26 protein-coding genes are annotated in these 26,565 nt (G+C 53.4%); 10 read left to right on the top strand and 16 right to left on the bottom strand.

Annotated elements, in window-relative coordinates:
* Window positions 1-12 precede the first annotated feature (12 nt).
* A complete protein-coding gene (locus tag AC3VI7_RS01425; RefSeq protein ID WP_489668751.1) occupies window positions 13-1,473 on the bottom strand; it encodes a S41 family peptidase in 1,461 nt (486 codons plus the stop codon).
* 116 nt (window positions 1,474-1,589) lie between these two features.
* On the opposite strand from AC3VI7_RS01425, the gene mnmA reads away from it, so the two are divergent.
* Window positions 1,590-2,726 carry a tRNA 2-thiouridine(34) synthase MnmA gene (gene mnmA, locus AC3VI7_RS01420; RefSeq protein WP_489668750.1) on the top strand — a complete coding sequence of 379 codons (1,137 nt, stop codon included), beginning with the start codon at window positions 1,590-1,592 and terminating at the stop codon, window positions 2,724-2,726.
* Between the two features lie 56 nt (window positions 2,727-2,782).
* Window positions 2,783-5,059: a helicase-related protein gene (locus AC3VI7_RS01415; RefSeq protein WP_489668749.1), complete on the top strand. Its 2,277-nt coding sequence runs from the start codon at window positions 2,783-2,785 to the stop codon at window positions 5,057-5,059.
* Here AC3VI7_RS01415 and AC3VI7_RS01410 read toward each other — a convergent pair whose 3' ends face one another.
* Window positions 5,060-7,063 carry a DNA topoisomerase IV subunit B gene (locus tag AC3VI7_RS01410; RefSeq protein WP_489668748.1) on the bottom strand — a complete coding sequence of 668 codons (2,004 nt, stop codon included), beginning with the start codon at window positions 7,061-7,063 and terminating at the stop codon, window positions 5,060-5,062. It abuts the gene before it with no gap.
* A 132-nt stretch (window positions 7,064-7,195) separates the two neighbouring features.
* Between AC3VI7_RS01410 and AC3VI7_RS01405 the strand changes: the two genes are divergently transcribed.
* Complete coding sequence (locus AC3VI7_RS01405) at window positions 7,196-7,918, top strand: hypothetical protein (RefSeq protein ID WP_489668747.1); 723 nt, start codon at window positions 7,196-7,198, stop codon at window positions 7,916-7,918.
* Window positions 7,919-7,956: 38 nt separating this feature from the next.
* On the opposite strand, the gene AC3VI7_RS01400 is transcribed toward AC3VI7_RS01405, so the two are convergent.
* The gene (locus tag AC3VI7_RS01400) at window positions 7,957-8,670 is read right to left on the bottom strand and encodes a hypothetical protein (protein ID WP_489668746.1); all 714 of its coding nucleotides are present in this window, start codon (window positions 8,668-8,670) and stop codon (window positions 7,957-7,959) included.
* 143 nt (window positions 8,671-8,813) lie between these two features.
* On the opposite strand from AC3VI7_RS01400, the gene AC3VI7_RS01395 reads away from it, so the two are divergent.
* The 4 genes from AC3VI7_RS01395 to bamC all read left to right on the top strand — a co-directional run bounded on the left by AC3VI7_RS01395 (window position 8,814) and on the right by bamC (window position 12,372).
* Complete coding sequence (locus AC3VI7_RS01395; RefSeq protein WP_489668745.1) at window positions 8,814-10,061, top strand: MFS transporter; 1,248 nt, start codon at window positions 8,814-8,816, stop codon at window positions 10,059-10,061.
* Complete coding sequence (locus AC3VI7_RS01390; protein ID WP_489668744.1) at window positions 10,058-10,180, top strand: hypothetical protein; 123 nt, start codon at window positions 10,058-10,060, stop codon at window positions 10,178-10,180. Before AC3VI7_RS01395 ends, AC3VI7_RS01390 begins: the two co-directional genes overlap by 4 nt.
* A gap of 71 nt (window positions 10,181-10,251) precedes the next feature.
* Window positions 10,252-11,142 (top strand): 4-hydroxy-tetrahydrodipicolinate synthase, encoded by an 891-nt coding sequence (gene dapA, locus AC3VI7_RS01385; protein ID WP_489668743.1) that lies wholly within the window; start codon window positions 10,252-10,254, stop codon window positions 11,140-11,142.
* A gap of 99 nt (window positions 11,143-11,241) precedes the next feature.
* Window positions 11,242-12,372, top strand: a complete 1,131-nt coding sequence (gene bamC, locus AC3VI7_RS01380) for an NlpB/DapX family lipoprotein (protein ID WP_489671370.1) — start codon at window positions 11,242-11,244, stop codon at window positions 12,370-12,372.
* A gap of 104 nt (window positions 12,373-12,476) precedes the next feature.
* Here bamC and AC3VI7_RS01375 read toward each other — a convergent pair whose 3' ends face one another.
* Window positions 12,477-12,683 carry a hypothetical protein gene (locus tag AC3VI7_RS01375; RefSeq protein WP_489668741.1) on the bottom strand — a complete coding sequence of 69 codons (207 nt, stop codon included), beginning with the start codon at window positions 12,681-12,683 and terminating at the stop codon, window positions 12,477-12,479.
* Window positions 12,684-12,920: 237 nt separating this feature from the next.
* Window positions 12,921-14,006 carry a JmjC domain-containing protein gene (locus AC3VI7_RS01370; RefSeq protein ID WP_489668740.1) on the bottom strand — a complete coding sequence of 362 codons (1,086 nt, stop codon included), beginning with the start codon at window positions 14,004-14,006 and terminating at the stop codon, window positions 12,921-12,923.
* 173 nt (window positions 14,007-14,179) lie between these two features.
* Here AC3VI7_RS01370 and AC3VI7_RS01365 point away from each other — a divergent pair, with 173 nt between their 5' ends.
* Window positions 14,180-14,701, top strand: a complete 522-nt coding sequence (locus AC3VI7_RS01365; RefSeq protein ID WP_489668739.1) for an FKBP-type peptidyl-prolyl cis-trans isomerase — start codon at window positions 14,180-14,182, stop codon at window positions 14,699-14,701.
* A gap of 22 nt (window positions 14,702-14,723) precedes the next feature.
* Here AC3VI7_RS01365 and dut read toward each other — a convergent pair whose 3' ends face one another.
* From dut to clpS, 3 genes are read right to left on the bottom strand one after another with little or no spacing between them, the layout of a single operon-like run.
* Window positions 14,724-15,176, bottom strand: coding sequence for a dUTP diphosphatase (gene dut / locus AC3VI7_RS01360; RefSeq protein ID WP_489668738.1), 453 nt, complete (start codon window positions 15,174-15,176; stop codon window positions 14,724-14,726).
* A 1-nt stretch (window position 15,177) separates the two neighbouring features.
* Window positions 15,178-17,478 (bottom strand): ATP-dependent Clp protease ATP-binding subunit ClpA, encoded by a 2,301-nt coding sequence (gene clpA, locus AC3VI7_RS01355; protein ID WP_489668737.1) that lies wholly within the window; start codon window positions 17,476-17,478, stop codon window positions 15,178-15,180.
* Window positions 17,475-17,747 (bottom strand): ATP-dependent Clp protease adapter ClpS, encoded by a 273-nt coding sequence (gene clpS / locus AC3VI7_RS01350; protein ID WP_489668766.1) that lies wholly within the window; start codon window positions 17,745-17,747, stop codon window positions 17,475-17,477. The genes clpA and clpS overlap by 4 nt, the downstream gene beginning before the upstream one ends.
* Before the next feature lie 298 nt (window positions 17,748-18,045).
* Here clpS and AC3VI7_RS01345 point away from each other — a divergent pair, with 298 nt between their 5' ends.
* Window positions 18,046-18,270, top strand: a complete 225-nt coding sequence (locus AC3VI7_RS01345; protein ID WP_489668736.1) for a cold-shock protein — start codon at window positions 18,046-18,048, stop codon at window positions 18,268-18,270.
* Between the two features lie 55 nt (window positions 18,271-18,325).
* Here AC3VI7_RS01345 and icd read toward each other — a convergent pair whose 3' ends face one another.
* The 3 genes from icd to hemN all read right to left on the bottom strand — a co-directional run bounded on the left by icd (window position 18,326) and on the right by hemN (window position 21,940).
* Window positions 18,326-19,579: an NADP-dependent isocitrate dehydrogenase gene (gene icd / locus AC3VI7_RS01340; protein ID WP_489668735.1), complete on the bottom strand. Its 1,254-nt coding sequence runs from the start codon at window positions 19,577-19,579 to the stop codon at window positions 18,326-18,328.
* Window positions 19,580-19,763: 184 nt separating this feature from the next.
* Window positions 19,764-20,540, bottom strand: coding sequence for a sulfite exporter TauE/SafE family protein (locus AC3VI7_RS01335; RefSeq protein WP_489668734.1), 777 nt, complete (start codon window positions 20,538-20,540; stop codon window positions 19,764-19,766).
* The gene (gene hemN / locus AC3VI7_RS01330) at window positions 20,540-21,940 is read right to left on the bottom strand and encodes an oxygen-independent coproporphyrinogen III oxidase (RefSeq protein WP_489668765.1); all 1,401 of its coding nucleotides are present in this window, start codon (window positions 21,938-21,940) and stop codon (window positions 20,540-20,542) included. Before hemN ends, AC3VI7_RS01335 begins: the two co-directional genes overlap by 1 nt.
* Window positions 21,941-22,152: 212 nt before the next feature.
* Between hemN and fnr the strand changes: the two genes are divergently transcribed.
* The gene (gene fnr / locus AC3VI7_RS01325; RefSeq protein WP_489668733.1) at window positions 22,153-22,893 is read left to right on the top strand and encodes a fumarate/nitrate reduction transcriptional regulator Fnr; all 741 of its coding nucleotides are present in this window, start codon (window positions 22,153-22,155) and stop codon (window positions 22,891-22,893) included.
* A gap of 54 nt (window positions 22,894-22,947) precedes the next feature.
* Here fnr and AC3VI7_RS01320 read toward each other — a convergent pair whose 3' ends face one another.
* The 5 genes from AC3VI7_RS01320 to ccoO all read right to left on the bottom strand — a co-directional run bounded on the left by AC3VI7_RS01320 (window position 22,948) and on the right by ccoO (window position 26,552).
* Complete coding sequence (locus AC3VI7_RS01320) at window positions 22,948-23,229, bottom strand: nitrogen fixation protein FixH (RefSeq protein ID WP_489668732.1); 282 nt, start codon at window positions 23,227-23,229, stop codon at window positions 22,948-22,950.
* 43 nt (window positions 23,230-23,272) lie between these two features.
* Complete coding sequence (gene ccoG / locus AC3VI7_RS01315) at window positions 23,273-24,688, bottom strand: cytochrome c oxidase accessory protein CcoG (RefSeq protein WP_489668731.1); 1,416 nt, start codon at window positions 24,686-24,688, stop codon at window positions 23,273-23,275.
* A gap of 117 nt (window positions 24,689-24,805) precedes the next feature.
* The gene (gene ccoP / locus AC3VI7_RS01310; protein WP_489668730.1) at window positions 24,806-25,738 is read right to left on the bottom strand and encodes a cytochrome-c oxidase, cbb3-type subunit III; all 933 of its coding nucleotides are present in this window, start codon (window positions 25,736-25,738) and stop codon (window positions 24,806-24,808) included.
* A complete protein-coding gene (locus AC3VI7_RS01305) occupies window positions 25,731-25,913 on the bottom strand; it encodes a cbb3-type cytochrome oxidase subunit 3 (RefSeq protein WP_489668729.1) in 183 nt (60 codons plus the stop codon). The genes ccoP and AC3VI7_RS01305 overlap by 8 nt, the downstream gene beginning before the upstream one ends.
* A gap of 15 nt (window positions 25,914-25,928) precedes the next feature.
* Window positions 25,929-26,552 (bottom strand): cytochrome-c oxidase, cbb3-type subunit II, encoded by a 624-nt coding sequence (gene ccoO, locus AC3VI7_RS01300; RefSeq protein ID WP_489668728.1) that lies wholly within the window; start codon window positions 26,550-26,552, stop codon window positions 25,929-25,931.
* Between the last annotated feature and the right edge of the window lie 13 nt (window positions 26,553-26,565).

Below are 26,565 nucleotides of genomic sequence, written 5' to 3'. Positions count from 1 at the left end.
TCACTGGGCTCGTCAGTTGGAACGCGGCTCTTCAACCTTGCGCTCGGTCTGGGTCTTGCTGACCATGACTGGCCGGCCCTTGAGCTGGTTCAACGCCTGCACCAGCGGGAAGTCTTCGGCCGTGCCGTACTCGGGCAGGCGCGGCACCGCTTTGTCGGTGCCCTTGGCAGCGTTGGCTTCTTCCATCTTCTTCAGGGCATCCTCGCGCGCTTTCTCACGCGCTTCATCCTTCTTCTCGCCCTTGTCGGCTTCGCCGGAGGCGGTCAGATGATGGTCGAGATCGGCTTCACGCACACGCAGCGCCGAGAACAGATTGCCCTGCGCGGTTTCGTCCACCAAGACATCGGGCACGATGCCCTTGGCTTGGATCGATTGGCCCGAAGGCGTGTAGTAGCGCGCCGTGGTGATCTTGAGCGAGGTGTTAGGCAGCGGCAGGCGCGTCATTTCGCTCTGCACCGAGCCCTTACCAAAGGTCTGCGAGCCCATGATGATGGCGCGCTTGTGATCCTTGAGCGCACCGGCCACGATCTCGCTGGCCGAGGCCGAACCTTCGTTGACCAACACCACGATCGGCACTGATTTGATCAGCGCCGACATGCCGCCCAAGGGATCAAAACCATCACGGGAATAAAACGCCGGCGAGGCCTTCAACAAGCTCTTCGACTCAGGAATTTGGCCATTGGTGGACACCACCACCGCATCCTTGGGCAAGAAGGCCGCCGAGATACCGACGGCACAATCGAGCAAACCGCCTGGATCGTTGCGCAAATCCAACACCAAACCCTTCAGATTGGGCTCTTGGCGGAAGATCTCTTTCATCTGCTCGGCAAAGTCACGCAGCGTCGGTTCTTGGAACTGGTTGACGCGCACCCAAGCGTAGCCCGGCTCCATCACCTTGGAGCGCACGCTCTTGGTCTTGATTTCCTCGCGGATGATCGACACAGGGAAGGTGCGGTTTTCGCTCTTGCGGAAGATCGTCAGGCTCACCTTGGTACCACTGGGGCCGCGCATGCGCTTGATCGCCTGATCCATGCTCAAGCCCTTGACGACGGTCTCGTCGATGCGGGTGATCAAGTCACCGCTGACCAAGCCAGCGCGGAAAGCGGGTGAGCCTTCGATGGGTGACACCACCTTCACAAGACCATCCTCCATCTCGATCTGGATGCCCACGCCGGTGAACTTACCGCTGATGCCCTCGCGGAATTCTTTGAAGCTTTGACCGTCGAAATACTGTGAATGCGGATCCAGCCCCGACACCATGCCGCTGATGGCATCACGAATCAGCTTCTTCTCATCGACCGTTTCAACGTATGAACGCTTGACCAGATCGAAAACAGCTGCAAGCTGTTGCATTTCTTCTAGCGGCAGCGGCGTGCTCGCACTGCGTGCCGTGGCCTGAAATTGCAGCGTCGTCAGCGCCCCGGCCACAGCACCCAGCGCTACCCAACTCGCAACCTTCAGTTTCGTCCCCATGACTGGCGATCCTCTTGATAAAACACGTCAAATTCAGCGCGACCCAACCCGGTCTGCATAGCCCCGCGAGTATAAGTTCCGACACCTATGGCCTCGCTGAAAAATAGAATACCCATATGTCTAAATGCCGTGTTGTCGTGGGTCTGAGTGGCGGGGTCGATTCCGCCGTGAGTGCGTGGTTGCTGAAACAGCAAGGCCATGAGGTGGTTGGCCTGTTCATGAAGAACTGGGAGGACGACGATGACTCCGAGTACTGCTCGTCGCGGCAAGACTGGATTGACGCCGCCTGTGTGGCCGACGTGATCGGCATCGACATCGAGCACGTCAACTTTGCCGCCGAATACAAAGACCGCGTTTTCGCCACTTTTTTGCAGGAATACCAAAGCGGCCGCACGCCGAACCCGGATGTGCTTTGCAACGCCGAAATCAAGTTCAAGGCGTTCCTCGATCACGCCATGCGCCTGGGCGCTGATCGCATCGCCACCGGCCACTACGCCCGGGTACGCCACAACCCCGTGCTGGATCAGGTTGAATTGCTCAAGGGCTTGGATCCGCTCAAGGACCAAAGCTACTTCCTGCACCGCCTCAACCAAGCTCAGTTGGCCAAGACGCTTTTCCCGGTGGGCGAGCTGCCCAAAACCGAAGTGCGCCGCATCGCCGCCGAGATCAAGCTGCCCAACGCCACCAAAAAGGATTCGACCGGCATCTGCTTCATCGGCGAGCGGCCGTTTCGTGAGTTCCTCGGCCGTTACCTCGCCAACCAGCCCGGTCTGATCAAGGACGACCGAGGTCGCGTCTTGGGCGAGCATGTGGGCTTGAGTTTTTACACCTTGGGTCAACGCAAGGGCCTCGGGATTGGGGGCGTCAAAGAGCGCGGGAGCGTGCGCGGTGGTGGCGAACACGACCCTTGGTTTGTGGCGCACAAAGACTTGGAGCGCAACGTGCTCTATGTCGTTCAAGGCCACGATCACCCTTGGCTGCAAGCCACCACCCTCAGCGCCAGCGACATCAGCTGGGTCTCTGGCAGTCCGCCACCCGCCGGCTTAGCCAACTCACTCAGCGCCAAAACCCGCTACCGCCAAAACGACGCCGACTGTCAGCTCAGGGTGTCAGAAGGCGATGGTCATGTGCGTTTGGACTTTCCTGTGGCCCAATGGGCCGTCACGCCGGGACAATCGGCCGTGCTCTATGACGGCGAGGTCTGTCTAGGCGGTGGTGTGATCCACGCTTGCAATGCCCCCACGCCCCGCTAAGCACCCCCACTGCACCCCGCCCTTTCGTTTCCATCCGCTTCGATACCGAGATTCATTTGCCTTCTTCTCTGCCCAAGTCTCCCGCTGCCCCTGGCGCAGCCCCCCGCCCGCGTGCCTTCAACCTCGCCAATGCGCGTCATCAGGATCGGCTGCCCAAGCACCTGAGCCCCGAGCAGGTGCAGCGCCTGCGTCAGGCCGCGTTCCAGTTGCCGCAAGCGGTCACGGCTGAGGACTTTCTCAGCGAACCAGCCACCTTCTGCGATACCGATCTCGACCAGCTCGGTCTGATCCTGCTGCAAAAAGCCATGCCGGGCGTGCGCCCGAGCAGATGGATTGCGCCCGAGCAGATGGATGCCGCGCTGGCGCACCTTGAGGGCTTGAACCTCAATCCGCAGACCCATGCGCTGATGCAAAACCGCAGCGCGACCCTCGAAGCCTTGGGGGTGCAGCGCAATGGTTTGCATTGGGAGCGGCGTGCGCGCCAGTCCTTGCAGCTCCAAGCCCAAGGCTGGCGCATCGCAGTGGCGTTCACGGTTCGACTGGACGAAGGCGCGATCTGGGCCTTTTTCCGCCACGGCGATCTGGCCGCTTTGCAAGCCTCCTTCGGCAGTGCCCCGGCTTATCCGCACGCCCAAGAGCTCAGCGCCCACCTCGAAACCTTGGTCGAGCGCGCCGGCAACCGCAATCCCGAGCACTTGAGCTCCTTGCTGCCCGCGCTGCAATCCGAGTGCGCCTTGATGCAGGACTTTGCCTCGCTCAAGCATGCCTGCCTGCGCGCCTTGGAACGCTGGGAGCACCGCGCCCATGAAATCAACACCCTCGAAGACCTGAACAGCGAGCTGGCTTTTCAGGGCTACCCGGACACCTTTGAGCGCGCTAGGCACCTAGAGCGCAAGGTCACCTTGCTGATCGGGCCGCCCAACAGCGGCAAGACTTACCAAGCCTTTGAGCGCCTCGCCAAGGCCGAAAGTGGCGCTTATCTGGCTCCGCTGCGCCTGCTGGCCCTGGAAGGCCGTGACCGCTTGCAAGAACGCGGCGTGCTGTGTTCGCTGCGCACCGGCGAAGAAAACGTGCCGGTTGAAGGCGCACGCATCACCTCCAGCACCATCGAGATGGTCGGCACGCGCGAGATCATCGACGTGGCCGTGATCGACGAAGCACAGATGATCTTCGACCCCAGCCGGGGCTGGGCGTGGACGCAGGCCATCGTGGCGGTGCCCGCGCGTGAGCTGTTCATCATCGCCTCCGAATACGCCGTCGAAACCCTCGAAGGCTTGCTGGGGCTATGTGGCGAAAGCTGCACCATCCAGCGCTTTGAGCGCAAGCAAGCGGTGCAGTTGCTGCCCGCGCCCGTGCCGCTCAACGCCTTGCACAAGGGCGATGCGGTGGTGGCCTTCAGTCGGCGCGATGTCTTGATGCTGCGCGATCAGATCTCCGCCCACGGCCATTCGGTGGCGGTGATCTACGGCGCGCTGCCGCCCGAAGTGCGTCGCCGCGAAGCCGAACGCTTTGCCCAAGGCGCGGTCTCGGTACTGGTGGCCACCGACGCCATCGGCATGGGCCTGAACCTGCCGATCCGCCGTGTGCTGTTCAGCACCATGACCAAGTTCGACGGCCAAGGTGATCGGCTGCTGACGGACTCGGAAGTGCATCAAATCGCCGGCCGCGCCGGGCGTTTCGGTCTGCACGAAGAAGGCTTCACGGGGGTTTTGAAAGAAGCCGAACCGTCGGCCGCCAAAACCTTGCGCCAGCTTCTGCCGCAAACACCGCGTGCGCCGCGCCAGTTCAAAGCGCCGGTGGCCCCGAACGGCTGGCACATCGACACCATCTCGGCGCGCTTGGGCAAAACCGGCCTGCACGAAGTGCTCAAGGTTTTCATGGACCAGCTCCAGCTCGACAGCGCCCACTTTGCCGTGGCCGAACTCGAACAAATGCTGACCTTGGCCGAGCAGCTCGACCAAAACGCCGCCAGCTTGAATCTGCGCCAGCGCTTTACCTACGCCCAAGCGCCGGTCGATACCCGCACCGAAGCGCAAGTGCAGGCCTTCTTGAGCTGGGCACGCAGCCACGCCGAAACGGGCATGGTCGCCAGCCCGTGGTTCCTGCACGAGGTGGATGAATACAGCCGCCTCGACCGCATGGAACAAGCCCTGCGCGCTTGCGCTCTGTGGCTCTGGCTGGACCTGCGCTTCCCCGGTGTTTACGGCGACGTCGCCGACGTCATCGACCTGCGCCACCGCTTGAACGACGGCATTGAGCGCCAGATCAAGAGCCACAAACCGCTGTGGCAATCAAGAACTGGCGGGCGGCCGCGCCAAGACCGCAACCGCTGATCAGATATCGATCTCCACCGCATCGCCGTGCAGCTCCATCAGCTCGCGGCGGGCGGCGGCTTCGCCTTTGCCCATGAGCTTGGTGAGCGACGCGGTGGTAGCTTCGACGTCAAGCGCGCCATGATCGACGCGCAACAAGCGGCGGGTATCGGGGTTGAGGGTCGTGTCCCAGAGCTGCTCAGCGCTCATTTCGCCCAAGCCCTTGAAGCGGCTGATGCTCAAACTGGCCGGGTCACGCACGCCTTCTTTTTTGAGCTTGTCGGTGACAGCTTGCAGCTCAGCGGCGTCCAAGGCGTAAATCTTGGTGGCCGGCTTTTTGCCTCGCGCTGGGGCATCGACCCGAAAGAGCGGCGGCTTGGCCACATAAATGTGGCCGGTCTCGATGAGCTTGGGAAAGTGGCGAAAAAAGAGCGTGAGCAGCAGCACTTGGATGTGCGAGCCGTCCACGTCGGCGTCGCTGAGGATGCAGATCTTGCCGTAGCGCAGGTTGCTCAAATCGGGCGTGTCCGCCGCCCCGTGCGGATCGACGCCGATGGCGACCGCAATGTCGTGGATTTCGTTGTTGGCAAAAAGCCGGTCACGATCCACTTCCCACGTGTTGAGCACCTTGCCGCGCAACGGCAGGATGGCCTGGGTTTCCTTGTTGCGACCCATCTTGGCGCTGCCCCCGGCCGAATCCCCTTCGACCAAGAACAACTCGTTGTCCGCTAGGTCGCGGCTTTCGCAGTCGGTCAGCTTGCCGGGCAACACCGCCACGCCCGAGCCCTTGCGCTTTTCAACCTTCTGCCCAGCCTTTTGACGCGCCTGCGCTTGGCGAATCACCAATTCAGCCAGCTTCTTGCCGTGCTCAACGTGCTGGCCCAACCACAGATCAAAAGCCGGCTTGACGTAGGCACTGACCAAGCGCAACGCGTCACGGCTGTTCAGGCGCTCTTTGGTCTGGCCCTGGAACTGCGGATCAAGCACCTTGGCGCTCAGCACAAAACTGGCACGACCAAACACATCGTCCGGCATGAGTTTGACGCCCTTGGGCAAGAGCGAGTGCATGTCGATGAAAGCTTTGATGGCATTGAAGAGGCCTTCTTTCAGCCCAGCTTCGTGCGTGCCGCCGGCCACGGTGGGGATCAAGTTGACGTAGCTTTCACGCAGACTTTGACCCTGCTCGGCAAAAGCCACGCACCACGCTGCGCCTTCGCCTTCGGCAAAGTTTTCGCTTTCATGGCTGCTGGCGTGATGCGCGCCCTCAAAAAGCGGAATCAACGGCTCGGCCAACAGGCTTTGTTGCAGGTAGTCGCGCAGGCCACCCTTGTAGAGCCACGTGAGGGTCTCGCCGGTTTTTTCGGTGCTGAGCGTGACCGTCACGCCCGGCATCAACACCGCCTTACTACGCAGCAGATGGATCAGCTCGGCACGCGGCAGCTCGGCGCTTTCAAAATATTTGGCGTCGGGCCAGACGCGCACCGCCGTACCACTCTTGCGCTCCGCACGCTCAGCCGGACGCAGCCTCAACGGCTCAATCACGTCGCCGCCCGAGAAAACCAGCTGCGCCACTTGCTTCTCGCGCCAGACCGTCACGGCGAGACGTGTCGCTAAGGCATTGGTCACGCTGACGCCCACGCCGTGTAAGCCGCCCGAGAAGCTATAAGCCCCGCCCGAGCCTTTGTCGAACTTGCCGCCCGCGTGCAGCCGGGTATAGACGATCTCAATCACCGGCACGCCCTCTTCGGGATGCAGGCCGAAAGGAATGCCCCGGCCGTCGTCTTCGACGCTGATGGAGCCATCAAGGTGCAGGGTCACCGCGATGCTGCGACCAAAACCCGCCAAGGCTTCGTCAGTGGCGTTGTCGATCACCTCTTGAATGATGTGCAGCGGGTTGTCGGTGCGGGTGTACATGCCCGGCCGCTGCTTGACGGGCTCTAGCCCTTTCAGAACACGGATGGAGGCCTCGCCATAGGCGGCAGCGCTGGGGGGAACGACGGCTTTCACGGGTACTTGACTAGACATATGGGCGCGGATTGTAGGGATGCGTAGGGATGCGCTTCAGCAAAGAGAGAATGATCCGGTGTTAGCCTATGCGGATGGTCACTTTGACCGTTGTGAACCGTTTACCTGCCAACCAAGATCAGGATCATTGCCATGAAGATGCGCCCTCTCCTCCTCGCCGCTGCCACCACCCTGAGCGCCTTCGGTGCCCATGCGGGCTCCATCAACGCCCTCAATGCACTGTCGCAGTCCGACTTCCGCTTGCTCAGCGAAGACTTGGGCGCAGCCGTGTCTTACAAGCCTTTGGTCCCGGCTGAGAGCCTTGGCATCATCGGTTTTGACGTCGGTGTCGGCCTAGGGGCCACCAAGCTGCAAAGCACAAACGTTTTGAACCAAGCCTCCGGAGGCTCGATCAATCTCAGCACCCTGCCTTTTGCCATGGTCCGCGCGCACAAGGGCTTGCCGATGAACATCGACGTGGGCGTGGCGCTGGGCACATTGCCGGGCACCGGCGTCAGCACCAAGGGCGCTGAGCTGCGCTGGGCCTTCTTGCCGGGCAGCATGGTGACGCCGGCGGTGGCGGTGCGCGGTGCTTATTCGAGCATGTCAGGTGTTTCGCAACTCGACGTCAGCACCACCAGCTTGGATGTCTCGATCTCTAAAGGCTTCTTGTTCCTCAAGCCGTATGCAGGCGTGGGTATCGTCCAAGTCAAATCGACGCCGAACGGCACGACTTCGCTTCAGGCTGAAAGCTTCACTCAACCCAAGACCTTCATCGGCCTGAACATGAACTTCATGCTGCTGAACTTGGCGGTTGAAGGCGACAAGACCGGCAACAACACCAGCTACGGCATCAAGCTGGGCGTGCGGTTCTAAGTTTTGACCAGCACGCTTTGCACGTGCTGGCCTAAAAATCACTGCCCTTGCAAAGGCAGCACTTTGAGACGGTAAGTCACGTCCAAACTGAACGTGCCTTGAGCGCCCCGGAAACGCAGCACGTGATCGCCGGGTGGCAGGGGTTTGAGCATCACGTAATAGCCGTCATCCACTGCGGGCGCATAGGTCGCCCGGGGCAAACCGCAGAAGAGATCGCCGTTGGGCGTGCTCACACTGAAGACGACCGACTGATGGCGGAAGCGCTCCAAGTGCTTGATTTCCACACCATCGACTTGAGCGCTGAGCTGCGCTCCTGTGACCCACGGAGCCACCAAAGCCCGCAAGTCAGCGACGGAGATACTGACCGAATCTTGACCACAGACCCCGGGCGAGTCGAAAGCAAAGGCGTTCAGCAACGGAAATAGCAAGGCTTTGCGCCCCGGAATCGTGCAAGAGCGCTCGGTCGCGCCCCCGAAGTTGCCGAACAAAAACCACACGGCTCCCCGTTGGCCGATGGCGCAGGCCTCGCCAGTCGAGTCAAGCACGGGCTGGACAGCGGGCGGCATAGAGGCCACAAATTGCCACCACTGTGCGGTCCATTCAGGAAACGACGTGCCGTAAGGGGCCGACGTGGGCGCAAAGTAGACGGTGTCTTCCGTGTCGTCATGGGCGACTGCGGGCGAGGCCCAAGTGCCCAAAGCCAAGGCGACAGCCAACACGCTTGTCAGCTTGGCGATTCTTGAGGTATTCATGATGGCGCTCCATCAAGAAAGATGACGCCGCCAAGGATGGCGAAAACTGGGGGTGCAGACCGGCCATCATGGACGGCGCACGCAAGATGGTGCGGCCAAAGACTGCGCCCGAAGCACGTTCATCCTAATCACAATGCTGACCCATGTCGAACCCACCTTTGCAGCACCCTACACCGCTATCCATACCCCAAGTTTTGCTCTTCAGCGGCTTGATCGTCACCTTGTCGATGGGTGTGCGGCACGGCTTCGGTCTTTGGCTGGCCCCGATCACCGGCACCCATGGCTGGAGCGTTGAGAGCTTTGCATTGGCTCTGGCTTTGCAAAACTTGGTCTGGGGTTTGAGCGGCCCCTTCACCGGCATGTGGGCGGACCGACAAGGCGCGTTGCGGGTGCTGATGACCGGCGGCGTGCTCTATGCGGCCGGCTTGGGTTGGATGGCGCAGGCCAACGATGCCCTGAGCTTCATCCTTGGCAGTGGGCTGCTGATCGGTCTGGCCCAGTCATGCACCACCTACGCCGTGGTCTACGGCATCATCGGTCGCAACATGCCGGCGAATCGACGTTCTTGGGCGATGGGTTTAACGGCAGCCGCCGGCTCGTTCGGGCAATTTTTGATGGTGCCGGTATCGAATCAGCTCATCAACACCCTCAACTGGCAAGGTGCGCTATGGGCCTTGAGTCTGTTGAGCTTGATGATCGTGCCCTTCGCTCTCGGCCTGCGCGAACCCAAGACGACTCCTTGTGAACCGCCATCGCCCGTGGTGACCACCACCACCACCGCCCCCCAAAGCGTGAAAGCCGCATGCAACGAGGCATTCAGAACCCCGAGTTTTCTTTGGTTGAGTGCGGGCTACTTTGTTTGCGGTTTCCAAGTGGTGTTCATCGGTGTTCATATGCCGAGTTTTCTCAAGGACCAGGGCTTATCCCCGGACGTGGCAACCACGTCCTTGGCCTTGATCGGCCTGTTCAACGTCTTCGGCACCTACGGCGTCGGCCTGCTGGGCCAGCATTGGCCCAAGCACTGGCTGCTCTCGGGCATCTATGCGAGTCGGGCTGTGGTGATCAGTGTCTTTTTGGCGCTGCCCATCACGGCGCTGTCCGTGCAGATTTTTTCCGCCGTGATGGGTTTGCTCTGGCTTTCGACTGTGCCGCCCACCAACGCGCTTGTCGCACAGCTCTTTGGTGTCAAACACTTCTCGATGCTTGGCGGTGTGGTCTTCCTCAGCCATCAACTTGGCAGCTTCATGGGGGTGTGGCTCGGTGGCAGACTGCATGACCTTAACGGCAACTACAACGGGGTCTGGTGGATCAGCATCGCCTTGGGCGTGATGGCGGCGCTTTGCAACTTGGCCGTGCGTGAAACCCCCAAGGATGGACGGATGCCAACATGAAGGGCCGCCATGTGCTTGGCTATCTCTTCGCGATCACCCTTCTGACGGGCGTTTTTCTCAGTTATGGCTCGTCGGATTTGGTCATTGATCTGAGCAATCGTCTCTGGGGCTGTGGTTGAAGGCAGATCACCGCATGATCGGTGTCGAGTGTCACAGTTAGAATCGCCCGATTCTGAGGACTGCAACCATCATGACACCCATCGTTGGCAGCATCGTGGCGCTTGTGACGCCCATGCACGAAGACGGCAGCGTCGATTTTGACGCCCTGCGCCGCTTGATCGACTGGCATATCGCCGAAGGCACCGCCTGTATTGGCGTGGTTGGAACCACGGGTGAATCACCCACCGTTTCGGTCGAGGAACACTGCGAAATCATCCGCGTTGCGGTGGAACAAGCCGCAGGCCGTGTTCCCGTGATGGCCGGCACAGGGGCCAATTCGACCCAAGAGGCGATTGAGCTGAGTCGATTTGCCAAAGACGTGGGTGCCACTTGCACTCTCTCGGTCGTGCCGTACTACAACAAGCCGACCCAAGAAGGCATGTACCAGCACTTCCGCGCGATCGCAGCGGCAGTGGATATTCCGATGGTGCTTTACAACGTGCCAGGCCGTTGTGGCGCGGACATGCTGCCCGAAACCGCCATGCGCTTGGCACAGATCCCAGGCATCGTTGGCATCAAGGAAGCCACGGGCAACATTGAGCGCGCTTGCTGGCTGATCCGCGAGGCCCCAGCTGACTTCGCGATCTATTCAGGCGACGACGGGACCGCTGTCGCGTTGATGCTCTTGGGGGGACACGGCAACATCAGCGTCACCGCCAACATCGCCCCACGCGCCATGGCCGACCTGTGCCGCGCAGCCTTGGCCGGTGATGCGCGGACAGCACGCGACATTCATTTGCGTCTGCTGCCCATCCACCGGCAACTCTTCGTTGAGCCCAACCCGATTCCTGTGAAGTGGGCCATGCAACGCTTGGATCACTGCGGTGGCACGATGCGACTGCCCTTGGTGCCCATGTCAGCAGGACTGGCCGCAGCGATGGATGCTGCGTTGCTCGATGTCGGCTTGCTACCCAAAGCCTGATTCATGGGGCCGACCAGAATGATCTCTCCCCCGCGAAATGCTGTACTTGCTGCGCTGATGACCCCCTCCATGTGGGTTGGGTGCGCAGCAGCACTCAGCATGGGTCTCAACGGATGTGCATCGGACACCCCGATCACGACCAAAGTGGACTACCGCACGGTCACGGTGCATGGCCCCGTCATCGAAGTTCCGCCCGATCTGACACAGCTCAACAACGACCCACGCTACCAGCCCCAAGCGGCCAGTAAAGGGGGGGCCATCAGCGCCAATGCGACCGGGGCAACAACCGCCCCCACCGATACCTCAGCACGGACGACAGCCAGCTTGACACGCAGTGGTCTGACCGTTGAACGCGCTGGAACGCAACGTTGGCTCGTCTCACCCCAACATGCGGATGAGCTCTGGCCCATGCTGCGCAGCTTCTGGCAAGAAAATGGCTTCAAACTAAGCTTGGACCGGGCCGATATCGGCGTCATGGAAACCGATTGGGCTGAAAACCGAGCCAAATTACCCCAAGATTTCCTACGCCGTGCGGTGCTTTCCAAAATCGCCGAAGACAGTTACGACACAGGTGAGCGAGATCGCTATCACACCCGCATAGAGCGCTTGGTTGGTGGAGGCACAGAGATCTACATCAGTCACCGAGGGATGGTCGATATCGGTGCTGGCGCAGGAGCCACACGGTTTCAGTCGCGACAAAATGATCCGCAACTGGAAGCAGAAATGCTTTCGCGCCTCATGTTGCGTCTGGCCAATCTGGATGCGGTGACACGTCCCGGTGAAACAGCCTCCGCGCAAGCGGCAGCCATGGTGAATAACGCTTCAGCGTCGATCGCACGAGCCCGGGTTCTACCGGGTTTGGCGGCCGCTTCGTTGCAAATCGACGAAGCACCTGATCGGGCTTGGCGTCGCCTGGGTCTGGCCCTGGACCGAGGTGGGTTTACGGTCGAAGACCGAGATCGGGGTCAAGGGATCTTTGATGTTCGCTATGTGGATCCCAAACTGGCGGGTAAGGAAGAGCCCGGACTGCTAGCACGGGTCTTCACCGGGGCAAAAACCGACGGCTACAACGGCGTGCGCTACCGGCTGGTACTTAAAGCGCAAAGCAACAAAGAAGCCACCGCACCCTCTTCATCGAGTGTGGTGGGGGTTTACGATGCACAGGGACTCCCACAAAACGACGACAACGCTCGCAGCATCGTGACAATGCTGGTCAACGATTTGCGCTAAACAAGAAAAGAAAAAAGAGAACCGCCCACAAAAAAACCGCTCGTAAGCGGTTTTTTTGTATCTCGCATGACAACAGCTTATCGCTGTTGTCGAGATGATCCGAATTACTTCGAAGCGGCAGCAGAAGCAGCCGGAGCAACAGCCGAAGCGGCCATTGCACCTGAAGCGGCGACGTCAGCCGATGCAGCTGCCGAAGCGGCAGGAGCCATCACGGGAGCCGGAGCCGGTGCCGGAGCGGCTTCAGGCTTCTTACCACAAGCGGCCAGAGCAGCAACAGCAATCAGGGAAGCGATCAGGAGCGAGTTTTTCATGGTTATCCTCAAGTCAAAGAGAGTCAGACAATTACCGGTAATTGAAGGGCCTCCACGACGTACGTGACATGTGCGACGTTCGCACCATCTGCGCTTCCTTGTAAGAAACGGCTCGCCGATCAGCCCCAGCGAAGACACGGAAGGCTCGAGCACTTCCAAGCCTAGCCCACGATTATACATAGGCAAAAGTTGAAAGCAGAAACGACCCTTCATTTGGGTGCGCTATGGTACCTGAAGTCACGAGGCCATCACACGCAACCAGCCGTCATCAACCCACTCTGCCAACTGGGCCTGAAGCTCTTCTCCAGAAGCGCAAAGCTCGGTCGCCGTCAAGCAACGCGCATCGGCCAAGCGACGCAGTAGCACAGCGTCTTCACCGCCCACTCGCCAAGACTCCCCATTGAGGTAGACGTACAGATCGTCGTAGATCATGCAGCTACCAGGATCAAGCATGACCCCAAACCCCGGAGTCCACGGCTCACCAAATTCGTAGTGGACCATGGCCTTGGGTTCACTCAAGTACTCCCCCAAGGCCCGAGCGATAGCACCCGGTTCGTCAATCAATCGACGCAAACCTTGCTCAGCGAAATCAACCAAACCCTGAGGCAATCGACCCGGCTCAGTCGTTGCAGCTTGGCCAGGATCCCGATAGATATCCGAGGAATCATCGTCCTCAACAGCGTCGGCCAATCGAAGGAAGGATTCTCGTGCCAGCTCAGCCCGGAACGGGGAGCGAAACCCCACGGAACAGGTCATGCACTCGCCACCGACAGCATCACCATCGTGGGCCCAGCCGGGAGGAAGATAAAGCATGTCACCCGGCTCAAGCACCCACTCCTCCTCAAATCGAAAGTTGGCGATGATTTTGACGGGCAAATCTGGGCGCAACTGGGCATCAGCCATCCGACCGATGCGCCAACGACGTCGCCCCTGCACCTGAATCAAAAAGACATCGTAAGAGTCGAAATGGGGGCCCACCCCACCGCCTTCGCTGGCCCAAGAAATCATCAAGTCATCAAGCCGGGCCTGCGGCACAAAACGAAATTGCTCTAAAAGCTCAGCCGCAGCGGGTACATGGAGATTGAGCCCTTGCACCAACACGGTCCAACCCGGTTGACTCAACGGCGGCAGACTACGACGTGCTATGGGGCCACGCACCAAAGTCCAGTCGGCATCAGCGTCAAGCCCCGACCGTTTAACCAAGCGAGATTCAACTTCCTCTGAGGCCAACAATCGAAACAGTTCAGCCCTTGCCACAGGAGGCTGGATACCCACAAAGGCTTGTCGCACCAACAAGGGTTTGCGCTGCCAATAGGTGCGCATAAATATCTCAGGACTGAGGCCGCCAAGCTGCGCGCAGGGTTGAGTCAACACGGGAACACCAGGAATGCAAGGCGTCACCATAGGATCAAGAGAAGGAGTGGATGTTTTCGACATGCCAGTATTGTGTGCTGGAGGCACCCGTACTCACCCGTACACATGCGAAAATTACGCCCATGCATATCCATAATCCCTGTGTCGTCACGCTGGTCTGGCGACTCGAAGATGCCCACGGACAGCTGATCGATGAACTTCCGGAGCCCTTGGATTTTTTCTATGGTGGCGAAGATCTACTCGCCAAAGTAGAAGAGGTTCTGCTCGGTCAACTTCCTGGATTTACCACCACGTTGCATCTCGAACCCGAGCATGCTTTTGGAGATTACGACGCTAATCTGGTTTTTTTCGAGGAACGCCACATCTTCCCAGAGCACTTAGAAGCAGGTATGCAGTTTGAAGGCCTGCCTGAGGGAAGTATCACCCCAGATCTGCCTGCGGACCTCCTGTACACCGTGACAGAGGTCTACGACACCCACGTCGTTTTGGATGGTAATCATCCTTTAGCGGGGATCGCTCTGGTGCTTCAACTCGAAGTCAAAGCTGTTCGATTGGCCACACCAGAGGAAACCGAACTACGCAGCGTGGGTGATACGGGCTTCAGCATGATCAGCCTTGCCCCTCCAGGCACGACCTTGCACTGACCACGTCAGAGACTGGCTCGACTTAATTTTTTCCAGTCGAGCCAAATCCACCCTCACCACGCCCACTATTTTGGACAAATGTGTCCACAGTGCGAAACTGCGCCTGCACCACCGGCACGATCACCAGTTGCGCCATGCGCTCCATGGGATGAAAAGTAAATGGGGTTGCACCACGGTTCCAGCAACTCACCATCAATGGGCCTTGGTAATCGCTATCGATCAATCCAACCAAATTGCCAAGCACAATACCATGCTTATGACCTAACCCTGAGCGGGGCAAAATCATTCCAGCCAACCCAGGATTACCAATATGGATAGAAAGTCCCGTCGGAATAAGTTCCGATTGGCCTGGTGCCAAAACAAGGGGAGCATCTAAACAAGCACGCAAATCCAATCCAGCAGATCCGGATGTTGCATAGCAAGGCAGATAATCTGCCATGCGTGGATCCAAAACTCTAACGTCAATGATATTCATATCAAACAATGCTTGATTCAGGTTTTGATTTATCACTTTTTTTGACATCAAAAATAAGTTTTACCTGATTATTATCATCAACATCGATGGTTATACGTCCACCACCGTCACTCAATCGACCAAACAATAGCTCATCAGCCAAAACACGTCTAATTGTGTCTTGAATAATGCGCTGCATAGGCCGAGCGCCCATTAATGGATCAAAACCATTCTTTGCAAGATAATCTCTTAGCCGATCAGTAAAGCTTACATCTACTTTCTTTTCTGCCAACTGAGATTCAAGCTGTAGTAAGAATTTATCAACTACACGAACGATGATGCTCATGTTCAACGATTTAAAACCGATGATAGCATCTAATCTATTTCTAAACTCTGGTGTAAACAACTTTTTTATATCAATCATTTCATCACCCGACTCACGGCCACCCGTGAAACCAATGACAGGTCGCTGCATTGTTTCAGCACCCGCATTGGTTGTCATGATAATAATTATGTTTCTAAAATCAGTTTTTCTTCCACTATTATCCGTCAAGGTTCCATGATCCATGACCTGAAGAAGAATATTGAAGACATCAGGATGAGCTTTTTCAATTTCATCCAACAAAAGAACACTGTATGGTTTTTTGGTAACGACTTCAGTCAGAAGGCCGCCTTGATCAAACCCCACATAACCTGGAGGTGCTCCAATAAGTCTACTAACGGTATGCCTTTCCATATATTCTGACATATCGAATCTGATCAATTCAATACCCAAAATAATGGCAAGCTGACGCGCAACTTCCGTCTTACCAACACCTGTTGGCCCAGTGAACAAATAAGAGCCAATCGGCTTATCTGGCTTGCCTAAACCAGATCGTGCCATTTTTATGGCACCAGCAATGGCATCAATGGCTGCATCCTGACCAAAAACGACATTTTTCAAATCTCTATCAAGATTTTTAAGTTTGCCTCGATCGTCACTAGATACAGTTGAAGGAGGAATTCTAGCAATTTTTGCCACAATTTCCTCAACTTCTATCCTCGTAATTGTTTTCTTCTGGCGGCTCTTTGGAAGAATTCTTTGTGCAGCACCAGCCTCATCAATCACATCAATAGCTTTATCTGGAAGATGCCGATCATTGATATATTTTGATGACAATTCAGCGGCAGCTTGAAGTGCCCCCAATGCATATTTTACGTTGTGGTGTTCTTCAAAACGAGATTTCAAGCCTTTGAGAATTTCAACGGTTTGTTCAATGGACGGTTCAACAACATCCACTTTTTGAAATCGCCTAGAAAGAGCCGCGTCTTTTTCGAAAATACCTCTGTACTCAGAGTATGTTGTTGCGCCGATGCATTTAATCAAACCCGAGCTCAACGCTGGCTTAAGAAGATTACTTGCATCTAAAGTTCCGCCCGATGCCGCTCCAGCACCAATCAATGTATGAATTTCATCAATAAATAAAATAGCATGCGAATGTTCTTTCAACTGTTTAATAACGAGTTTTAATCGTTGCTCAAAATCACCTCTATATTTTGTACCAGCCAAAAGAGAACCCATATCTAAAGAGAAGACAATGGCATCAGAAAGTATATCAGGCACATTACCATGAACAATCCTCCAAGCTAATCCTTCCGCAATAGCCGTTTTACCAACACCAGCCTCACCCACCAACAATGGATTATTTTTTCTACGCCGGCAAAGAACTTGAATAACACGCTCAACCTCTAAATCTCGCCCAATCAGTGGGTCAATATTACCCTCTTTTGCAGCGATATTCAGGTTATTGGTATATTGATCAAGGGGAGAGTTCTTTGTTTCAATATCTTGTTTATCGCCTTCCTGATGAGTCGAATGGTCAGGTGATTTAGCATCTGGACTATCCGATTTTTTTATACCATGCGCCATAAAGTTAACAACATCAAGGCGAGTAACGCCTTGCTGATGCAAATAATAAACAGCATGAGAGTCTTTTTCTCCAAAAATAGCAACGAGAACATTGGCGCCATTAACTTCTTTTTTACCGCTACCCGTTGACTGAACATGCATAATGGCACGCTGAATGACTCTCTGAAAACCCAAAGTTGGTTGCGTATCAACCTCATCAGATCCAGAGACAACAGGAGTGTTGTCAGAAATAAATTGAATAATACTTTTTCTGAGATCCTCGATGTTCGCCGAGCATGCTCTGAGAACTTCCGATGCCGACGGATTATCAAGCAATGCCATCAGCAAATGCTCAACCGTAATAAATTCATGACGCTGTTGTCTAGCCTCGACAAACGCCATATGAAGACTAACTTCAAGTTCTTGAGCAATCATACCGCCTCCATAATGCATTGCAACGGATGTCCAGCATTTTTAGATGCCAAATTAACTTGATCAACTTTTGTTGCTGCGACATCCCGTGAATAAACACCACAGATGCCACGACCTTCGTGATGAATTTTTAGCATAATTATTGTTGAAGTTTCTATATCCAAATGGAAAAACTGCTGAAGGATATAGACAACAAACTCCATTGGGGTGAAATCATCATTCAACAGCACAACCTGATAGAAAGGAGGCGGCTCAAGTAGAGAAAGGACAATCTCAGTTTGTGTGCTGCCCCCCCCGTCATCGGTTTTTGGGTGTCCCACTTGATGAGAAGCCGCAGTCGCCAAAACATCCAGAGAAATGAGCCCTTCTAAAGCTCTTTCAGAACATAAAAGCCAAGCCAGACTGGCATTTATGTTGGCCATAACGACCCATTTTTGAGTAGTCAACACTGTCATCCGCACATTCTAGAACGAATTGACCCTTGATTGCCTATTGGTGTCTTCCTCATTGACAGAATCGGCCTCTTGTTCTGAAAATCCATATTGAAAACATGGGTAACAGGAGACAAGCATGCCGCATGGAAATGTGAAGTGGTTTAACGATGTCAAAGGCTTTGGTTTCATCGAACCTGATGACGGCGGAGAGGATGTGTTCGCGCACTTTTCAGCGATTCAGATGGAAGGCTACAAGACCTTGAAACAAGGTGCTCGTGTCTCATTTGAGATTACCCAAGGTCCGAAAGGACGCTTAGCGCAGGCTATTTCTTATACAGACAGTCAGCCTGTCGAAATCTGATTTCTGAGAGACAAAAAATCGACCCCACAGGGTCGATTTTTATACTTTGCTCAGATTACATGTTTTCAATCATGACTTGACCAAAACCAGAGCATGAAACCTGGGTTGAATCTTCCAACAAACGCGCGAAATCATAGGTTACTTTTTTCGACAGAATTGATTTTTCCATCGAAGAAATAATGAGGTCCGCAGCTTCAATCCAACCCATGTGACGCAGCATCATTTCTGCAGAAAGAATTTCCGATCCTGGATTGACGTAGTCTTTTCCGGCATATTTTGGTGCAGTACCATGAGTCGCTTCAAACATGGCAATCGTGTCGGACAAATTCGCGCCAGGAGCAATCCCAATTCCGCCAACTTGGGCAGCTAAGGCATCGGAAATATAATCACCATTGAGGTTCAATGTTGCAATCACTGAATACTCAGCTGGACGCAAAAGAATTTGCTGCAAAAATGCATCTGCGATTGAGTCTTTTATAGTGATATATTTTCCATTTGTTGGATTCTTTATCTTGGACCAAGGACCGCCATCAATTAACTCAGCACCAAATTCATTTTTGGCTAACGCGTAACTCCAATCACGGAAACCACCTTCAGTATACTTCATGATATTACCCTTGTGAACAATCGTCACACTGGGCTTATCATTATCAATTGCGTACTGAATTGCTTTGCGAACCAATCGTTCCGTGCCTTCTTTAGAAACTGGCTTGATACCAATTCCAGAAGTTTCTGGAAAGCGTATTTTCGTAACACCAAGCTCTTCAATCAAAAACTTAATAAGTTTTTTTGCCTTGTCAGATTGTGCTTCGTATTCGATGCCAGCATAAATATCTTCCGAATTCTCACGGAAAATAACCATATCTGTCTTTTCTGGCTCTTTCACTGGTGATGGAACACCCTTGAAGTAATGCACAGGACGAAGACAAACATATAAATCAAGCTCTTGGCGAAGCGCCACATTCAGTGACCGAATACCACCGCCTACAGGCGTAGTTAGAGGGCCTTTAATGGAGACAACATAATCTTTCAATGCATGCAATGTTTCTTCTGGAAGCCAGACATCTGGTCCATAAATGCGGGTCGATTTTTCACCTGCAAATATTTCCATCCAATGTATTTTTTTCTTACCAGCGTAAGCTTTTTCGACCGCCGCATCGACCACCTTGATCATCACGGGGGTGATGTCATAACCCGTGCCATCTCCTTCAATGTATGGAATGATGGGCTGGTCTGGAACATTCAGGGAATTGTCAGAATTGACCGTGATCTTTTGCCCGTCATGGGGGACTGTGATGTGCAGGTACATGTAACCGACTCCGTGTTTCTACATTGAGAACTAGATAGGAAGACACATTCTACGTTAACAGGAAAAAAATGGAACTTACGCTTCATTTTTCTCAATACCAAATTAGGCGATGCACCAAAAAGATATCAGCGCATCAAATGAGTGCATCACATATACCTTCGACGCGAAGATGCCGATCAAACAATCAACCACACTGAACACCAGGAGAGGCCGCCGCTGACAGCATATTAAACAAAGACCAAGCACCGGCACCGACGACAGAAGCGCCAGCCAGTCTAAACGACATCAGGCCTCTCTGCCATGCACCTGCCACCCCCCTCTGACTTGGCGATGGTGCAGGGTTACTTTCAAGGAACATCCGCCAAAGCCATCCACCAGCATAAAGAGAAACCGAGCTAGCCAAGCCAAAAGACAACATGACAAAAGCACCATCTATCGGGCCACTGGATAGCGACGCAATCAAAAAAACGGAGTGCAGCACACCGCAAGGAAATAAGGCCCACATAGAACCTATACCTAAAGCTTGAATCCAAGACCTCATCATACTCAAAGGAGTATGATCAATTGAATTGTTCTTGGGTATCTTCAAATATTTAGATATACGTTCAATAACACTTTGGATGCTTTCTGGAAATTTACCATCCCAAAGCATCCATAGTCCAACAAAAACAATAACCAACTGAACGACAAGCCACAAAGGCTTTAACAAAGCCACCTTATTAAATAATGAAGCCGCACTAGACGTAATCATGCCGAATAAAGCACCGGCAATAGCATAGGATGCTAATCTACCCAACAAGACGGGAAGATATGATAAAAAATGGCTTGCAGAAAAACTATTATTGGCATTTGATCTACATTTTTTAGCTGTTTTCTCACAGAAAGCCCCACACATTGCAATGCAATGCGGTGAGGCTGTAAAACCAACTAAAGCTGCACTGATGTACAAACTAACAGTCATTACACGACCTTGGAAAATCTTTCGCGTACTCTATCAACTTGTAGGTATCTATCAAACACCATAGCTACATATCTAACAAAATACCAACCAAGGTTTGTTAATTGGAAGCCATCCTCATTGAGGATAAGTAATCCATCTTTGGCCAAAGTGTTGATTTCTTCTAATTCAGATTGGAAGTAGCTCTTGAAATCGATCAAGTGAGCTATCTGAATCGATTCAAAACTTAACCGGCCATGGCACATGATCGCCATAATCACAGATCGCCTCAGAACATCATCACGACTCAGATTAAATCCTCGTACGGTAGGCAAGGCATTTCTTGAAATAAACCCATAATATTCGTCTATATTTTTTGCATTTTGCGTATACGTAGAGCCTATCTTACTTATCGCAGAAACACCAAGGCCAATCAAATCACAGTCTGGCTGAGTACTGTACCCTTGAAAATTTCGATGCAAAAGACCTTGCCTCTTGGCAATAGCTAGCGGATCATCTGGAAGTGCAAAATGATCCATGCCAATATAACGATACCCTTTGGCTACAAATCCATCTAATGCAATTGACAACATGCCTAGGCGATCAGTACCTTTAGGCAAACTTTCTGTATGAATTCTTCTCTGAGGCTTAAATCGTTCTGGCAAATGCGCATAGCCATACATGGCAATACGATCTGGCCGTATTGAAGCCACCAAATCAATAGTGCGAGAAAAACTTTCAGGTGTTTGAAGTGGCAGGCCGTAAATTAAGTCAACATTGATTGATTGATACCCAATATCACGCGCGACCTTCATAAGCTCTTCAACCTGCTCAAAAGGCTGTACACGATGAACAGCTTTTTGAACATCTTGATCAAAGTCTTGAACGCCAAAACTTATTCTATTAAAACCTATTGCCTTAAGATTGATTAGCCGTTCTTTATTAACTGTTCTCGGATCAATTTCAATAGAGAACTCACCACCTTTTTCTAAATCAAATTTGGACCTTAGCATATCGAATATATGCGATATTTCAGAATCCGTAAGAAAGGTTGGCGTACCGCCACCAAAATGAATTTGACTAACGATTTCTCTTTGCCCGATGTGACCAGTGACAAGTGCCAATTCTTTTTCTAAAGCAACGAGATATTCTTTGCTTTTAGACCGATCTTTCGTGACAATTTTATTGCATGCACAGTAGTAGCAGACAGACTCGCAAAACGGTATATGAATATAAATAGACAGTGGCATAGCCACCGAGCCAGCGCTTAGGCGACGCTGCCTCAGTGCCAAAGCATGGAACTCATCTGTAGCGACCTCCCCAAAGCGATCAGCTGTTGGGTAAGAGGTGTAGCGAGGCCCAGGGATATCCATCTTCCGAAGAAGTTCCTCACTGAAATGGGGAGCTTCTTCATGCCCAGTCATAGGGGCATCATGGCTGCCAGAAAGGCAATCAGCGTTCAAAGGTGCGTTCATCCTGTGACTTTGCCTTGCAATAGCTTACTGACTTTGACTTAGCTCAATCTTTGACTTGTGACCATTATGGATCAGTCAGCCAACGTGAGGATGCGACTGACGCAACGCCCGCATGACTTTGGTTGATGTCGCCATGCACTGGACGGATAATCCGCCACATCATGCAAGAAGCCACTCCACCCTCTTCCCGAATCGACCCCTTGAAGGTCGCGTGCTCAGCCTGTAATTTAAGAGAGCTGTGTCTGCCTGTCGGCATGTCTGAGCAAGAGCTAGCGACCTTGGATAGCCTGGTCAGTAACCGACGGGTTGTGCGTCGTGGTGAGGTGCTCTTTCACGCTGGAGACTCGTTCTCAGCGCTCTATGCCGTTCGAACTGGCTTTTTCAAAACCATCGTCTCAGCGATTGATGGACGCGAGCAAGTCACGGGTTTTCAAATGGCTGGAGAATTGATTGGCCTCGATGGCATCAGCACAGACCGCCATTCTTGCGATGCGGTTGCACTGGAAGATGCCCAAGTCTGCATGATCCCTTACGCCCAACTTGAGACATTATCTAGAGAATTTACGCTGTTACAGCATCAGTTTCACAAAATCATGAGTCGTGAAATTGTCCGTGACCATGGTGTCATGTTGCTCCTAGGTAGCATGCGAGCCGAGGAGCGCTTAGCCGCTTTTCTGCTTAATTTGACACAGCGACTGCAAGCACGAGGTTTTTCTCCTTCAGCATTGGTCTTACGTATGACAAGAGAAGAAATTGGCAGCTATCTAGGACTCAAGCTAGAAACGGTCAGCCGTACTTTCTCAAAATTCCAAGATGATCAAATTTTGGAAGTCAAGCAAAGAGACATAAGAATACTCAACCAAGAGGCTTTACAACAAGTCGTTAATAGCGCTCAGTGTTGATTTTACACATAGAAAAAAGGCACCTATTTAGGTGCCTTTTTTATGCCTTGATGGCTACTTCATGCCGCCTGTCGCAGAATGATTTCTTCCTTCAATAGCAGGCCGATAAGATGGATTGTTCTTTTTCGAAGGATCAACTTGTAGATCTTCTGGTCCCGTAACCAAAACCGGATCTTGCCCTCGAATTGCAACCACGGCTGTAGTTAGTGCCGCGACGACGACAATCAGCGGACCAGCGATGACCAACCACATCATCTTCACCTGCCACCAAGGCACAGGTTGATGATTAACCTGTGGCCCACTTATATTCGAAGCTTTGGTTGTTTGATGATTCATTTTGTCCTCATTAAAAATACCAAGTGGTCAATGATCATTAGGATCAACGGGGGATCATAAATGTTGACTTCTCATGAACGATAACATCCTCGCCCATCCCAGCACTGCTGACGCGATGAACATCAAACTGGACTGGCTTGACACCTGAACCTTCTCGTTTTGCCGCGTCAAAAGGCAGTTCAATCGTCACTGTGAGCCACTCAGCTTCAGTGGGCGCAACCTTGATCAAATCATCGGGGACGACCTTGTAGCCTTGCAGGCCAGAGACCGCAATGCGATAGGTCTGCTTTTCCTCGGTGGCATTCATGATCTGAAGGCGATAGACGTTCTCAATACCGCCATCACCGTTGATTCTGGCCAATGTCGTGCGATCCCGAACAACATCCACCTTGAACGGCTCACGCGTCCAGACAGCGTAACCCAGTGCCATCACAATAACGACCAAGATAACGCTATAGATCAAGACGCGAGGTCTAAAAATCCGCATCAGCGATTGCTTATCGGTCAGATGCTGTTCCATGCCATGTTGAGTGGCATAACGCACCAAACCTTGTGCATAGCCCATCTTGTCCATCACACCATTGCAGACATCAATACAAGCGGCGCAACCGATGCACTCATACTGCTGACCCTCACGAATATCGATACCCGTGGGACAAACATGCACACACAAACCGCAATCAATGCAATCACCCAAACCAGCTGCTTTGGGATCAACTTTCTTACCCCGTGAACCACGAGGATCACCTCGTTGCGTGTCATACGTGATGATCAAAGTATCATGATCAAACATAGCCCCTTGGAATCGTGCATATGGGCAAAGATACTTGCAGATTTGTTCTCGCATGGAGCCAGCAAATCCATACGTTGCCGCGCCATAGAAGAAGATCCAAAACCATTCCCAAGCGCCAAAATCAAAGCTAGTTGCCTCAATCAGCAAATCACGAATGGGCGTAAAATAAGCCACAAAGGTAAATCCTGTCCATAAAGAAAGAATAATCCAAGCCGCTTGCTTACCTGTCTTTCGAATAATTTTATTATTATTCCAAGGGCCAGAATCTAGCTTGATACGCGCATTGCGATCACCTTCGAATCTATTTTCGATCCACATGAATATCTCAGTATATACGGTTTGCGGGCACGTATAACCACACCACAAACGACCAGCAACCGCCGTAAATAGAAACAGAGCATAAGCAGAAATCATTAAAACCACAGTAAGAAATATAAAGTCCTGCGGGTACAAAACAAGATCAAATATGTAAAACCGGCGAGATTCAAGATTATATAAAACGGCAGGTCGATTATTCCATATCAACCATGGCATGCCATAAAAGACAATTTGAGTCGCCCACACCATGAGCCAGCGAATTTTGGAGAAATAGCCGCTAACCTCTTTGGCATAGATCTTCTTATGAGGAGCATAAAGGGTGTTTGTGGGTCGCTCTGAGGTTGTCATGATGATATATAAGCAAACGTTGATTTAATCAAGCTAGAAAAGGAGGGAGTTGCCCCCCTCCTTTGATTGATGGAACAACGTTTAGTTCCATCAATCACTGTCAATCACATCACAGTGTTAGGACTTTGTTGAGGTCCCAGCCACTTGCTTGTGCGACAGGCTCCAGATGTAAGCCGCCAAGACACGGATCTGATCCTTGGAGAACTTGTAGCTCCAAGAAGGCATCACGTTGGTCTTGCCATTGTTGATGCGCTCAATGATCGCAGCTTCACCAAAGCCGTGCAACCAGATCTTATCGGTCAGGTTGGGCGCGCCCATGGCTTGGGTTCCCTTCGCATCAGCGCCGTGACAGCCTGTACAACCGGCACCCTCGAACTTGGGTTTACCCCGCTGTGCAGCCGCTGCATCGTGCGGACTACCCGAGAAGCTGAGCACGTAGTTGGCCAAGTCTTTGATCTCTTCAGGCGTACCCACCGCAGCACCCATCGGCGGCATCATCCCTACGCGACCATTGGTAAGGGTTTCGATGATGGTGTCATGCGAACCACCATAGAGCCAGTCATCGTCAGTCAAGTTAGGAAAGCCCTTGCTACCCTTCGCATCCGAGCCGTGACACACGGCACAGTTGTTCAGGAAGATACGCTGACCGATGCCCATCGCTTGCTGGTCTTTAGCCATGTCTTCAGCCGACATGGGTGCAAAACGCGCATAGATCTTGGCTTCTTCTTCCTTAGCCTTCTTCTGCTCGGCCTCTAATTGACCCTTGCTGGACCAACCCAACAGCCCTTGATAGGTGCCAACACCGGGGTAGAGCGTCCAATACAAAATCCCGAAAATGATCGTGATGATGTAAAGGCCAACCCACCAACGCGGCAGCGGGTTATTGAACTCCCGCAACGTCTCGTCCCAAACGTGGCCAGTCGTACCATCGTCAGCCGTATTCGGCTTCATTTGGAAATTCAAATACAGCAAGCCAGCGCAGTAAACGATTGCCCATATCGCGATCGCTGCTACGTAAATTGCCCATCCTGTGGAGATGAAATCACTCATTAGAGCCTCCAACTTTCTTGCGTTGCCCCGAACTCAACTCTTCACCATCGAAAGGAAGCTTGCCTGCTTCCTCAAGATCGTGTCGATTTGAGCGCGAGTAAGCCCACACGACAATACCCACGAATGCCGTGAAGGTTGCCACTGTGAATATGCTTCGAACCGTATTGATATCCATCGAAGCACTCCTTGATTACTTCCGCGCCGTACCCAGAATTTGCAGGTACGCGATGACAGCTTCCATTTCGGTCTTGTCCTTGACTTCATCGCCAGCCTTGGCGATTTCATCATCGGTATAGGGCACGCCAACCTTGCGAAGTGCAGTCATCTTCGGTGCCAAATCTGCCGGGTCAAGCACAGCCTTTTCCAACCAAGGATAGGCCGGCATCACCGATTCAGGCACCACATTGCGTGGATTCATCAGGTGGATGTAATGCCAGTCATCGCTATACCGACCGCCCACACGGTGCAAGTCCGGACCTGTGCGCTTGGAGCCCCACTGGAACGGATGGTCATAGACGAACTCACCAGCCAGCGACGGCGGGCCGTAACGCAGCACTTCCGCACGGAAGGGACGAATCATCTGCGAGTGGCAGTTGAAGCAACCCTCGCGGATGTATACGTCACGACCAGCAAGTTGCAAGGCGGTATAGGGCTTGACACCCTCGATCGGCGTTGTGGTTGAGTGCTGGAAGAACAGCGGAACAATTTCCACCAAACCACCAAACGAAATCGTGATCAACGTCAGAACGATCAGCAGGAAATTGCTGGTTTCGATCCGTTCGTAACCTTTGGGAGAACTGTTGTGATCAGCCATTTTTATTGCTCCA

It is taken from the genome of Leptothrix toolikensis (SeqCode) (genome assembly GCF_057922285.1).
The sequence above is the reverse complement of the archived record's forward strand: the minus strand, read 5'-3'. Positions and strand labels throughout refer to the sequence as shown.

Excerpts from the sequence above, each read along its gene's own strand:
- AC3VI7_RS01425 (WP_489668751.1), bottom strand. The coding sequence starts at position 1,473 with ATGGGGACGAAACTGAAGGTTGCGAGTTGGGTAGCGCTGGGTGCTGTG.
- mnmA (WP_489668750.1), top strand. The coding sequence starts at position 1,590 with ATGTCTAAATGCCGTGTTGTCGTGGGTCTGAGTGGCGGGGTCGATTCC.
- AC3VI7_RS01410 (WP_489668748.1), bottom strand. The coding sequence starts at position 7,063 with ATGTCTAGTCAAGTACCCGTGAAAGCCGTCGTTCCCCCCAGCGCTGCC.
- AC3VI7_RS01405 (WP_489668747.1), top strand. The coding sequence starts at position 7,196 with ATGAAGATGCGCCCTCTCCTCCTCGCCGCTGCCACCACCCTGAGCGCC.
- AC3VI7_RS01400 (WP_489668746.1), bottom strand. The coding sequence starts at position 8,670 with ATGAATACCTCAAGAATCGCCAAGCTGACAAGCGTGTTGGCTGTCGCC.
- AC3VI7_RS01395 (WP_489668745.1), top strand. The coding sequence starts at position 8,814 with ATGTCGAACCCACCTTTGCAGCACCCTACACCGCTATCCATACCCCAA.
- AC3VI7_RS01390 (WP_489668744.1), top strand. The coding sequence starts at position 10,058 with ATGAAGGGCCGCCATGTGCTTGGCTATCTCTTCGCGATCACCCTTCTG.
- dapA (WP_489668743.1), top strand. The coding sequence starts at position 10,252 with ATGACACCCATCGTTGGCAGCATCGTGGCGCTTGTGACGCCCATGCAC.
- bamC (WP_489671370.1), top strand. The coding sequence starts at position 11,242 with ATGGGTCTCAACGGATGTGCATCGGACACCCCGATCACGACCAAAGTG.
- AC3VI7_RS01375 (WP_489668741.1), bottom strand. The coding sequence starts at position 12,683 with ATGAAAAACTCGCTCCTGATCGCTTCCCTGATTGCTGTTGCTGCTCTG.
- AC3VI7_RS01370 (WP_489668740.1), bottom strand. The coding sequence starts at position 14,006 with ATGCGCACCTATTGGCAGCGCAAACCCTTGTTGGTGCGACAAGCCTTT.
- AC3VI7_RS01365 (WP_489668739.1), top strand. The coding sequence starts at position 14,180 with ATGCATATCCATAATCCCTGTGTCGTCACGCTGGTCTGGCGACTCGAA.
- dut (WP_489668738.1), bottom strand. The coding sequence starts at position 15,176 with ATGAATATCATTGACGTTAGAGTTTTGGATCCACGCATGGCAGATTAT.
- clpA (WP_489668737.1), bottom strand. The coding sequence starts at position 17,478 with ATGATTGCTCAAGAACTTGAAGTTAGTCTTCATATGGCGTTTGTCGAG.
- AC3VI7_RS01345 (WP_489668736.1), top strand. The coding sequence starts at position 18,046 with ATGCCGCATGGAAATGTGAAGTGGTTTAACGATGTCAAAGGCTTTGGT.
- icd (WP_489668735.1), bottom strand. The coding sequence starts at position 19,579 with ATGTACCTGCACATCACAGTCCCCCATGACGGGCAAAAGATCACGGTC.
- AC3VI7_RS01335 (WP_489668734.1), bottom strand. The coding sequence starts at position 20,540 with ATGACTGTTAGTTTGTACATCAGTGCAGCTTTAGTTGGTTTTACAGCC.
- hemN (WP_489668765.1), bottom strand. The coding sequence starts at position 21,940 with ATGACTGGGCATGAAGAAGCTCCCCATTTCAGTGAGGAACTTCTTCGG.
- fnr (WP_489668733.1), top strand. The coding sequence starts at position 22,153 with ATGCAAGAAGCCACTCCACCCTCTTCCCGAATCGACCCCTTGAAGGTC.
- AC3VI7_RS01320 (WP_489668732.1), bottom strand. The coding sequence starts at position 23,229 with ATGAATCATCAAACAACCAAAGCTTCGAATATAAGTGGGCCACAGGTT.
- ccoG (WP_489668731.1), bottom strand. The coding sequence starts at position 24,688 with ATGACAACCTCAGAGCGACCCACAAACACCCTTTATGCTCCTCATAAG.
- ccoP (WP_489668730.1), bottom strand. The coding sequence starts at position 25,738 with ATGAGTGATTTCATCTCCACAGGATGGGCAATTTACGTAGCAGCGATC.
- AC3VI7_RS01305 (WP_489668729.1), bottom strand. The coding sequence starts at position 25,913 with ATGGATATCAATACGGTTCGAAGCATATTCACAGTGGCAACCTTCACG.
- ccoO (WP_489668728.1), bottom strand. The coding sequence starts at position 26,552 with ATGGCTGATCACAACAGTTCTCCCAAAGGTTACGAACGGATCGAAACC.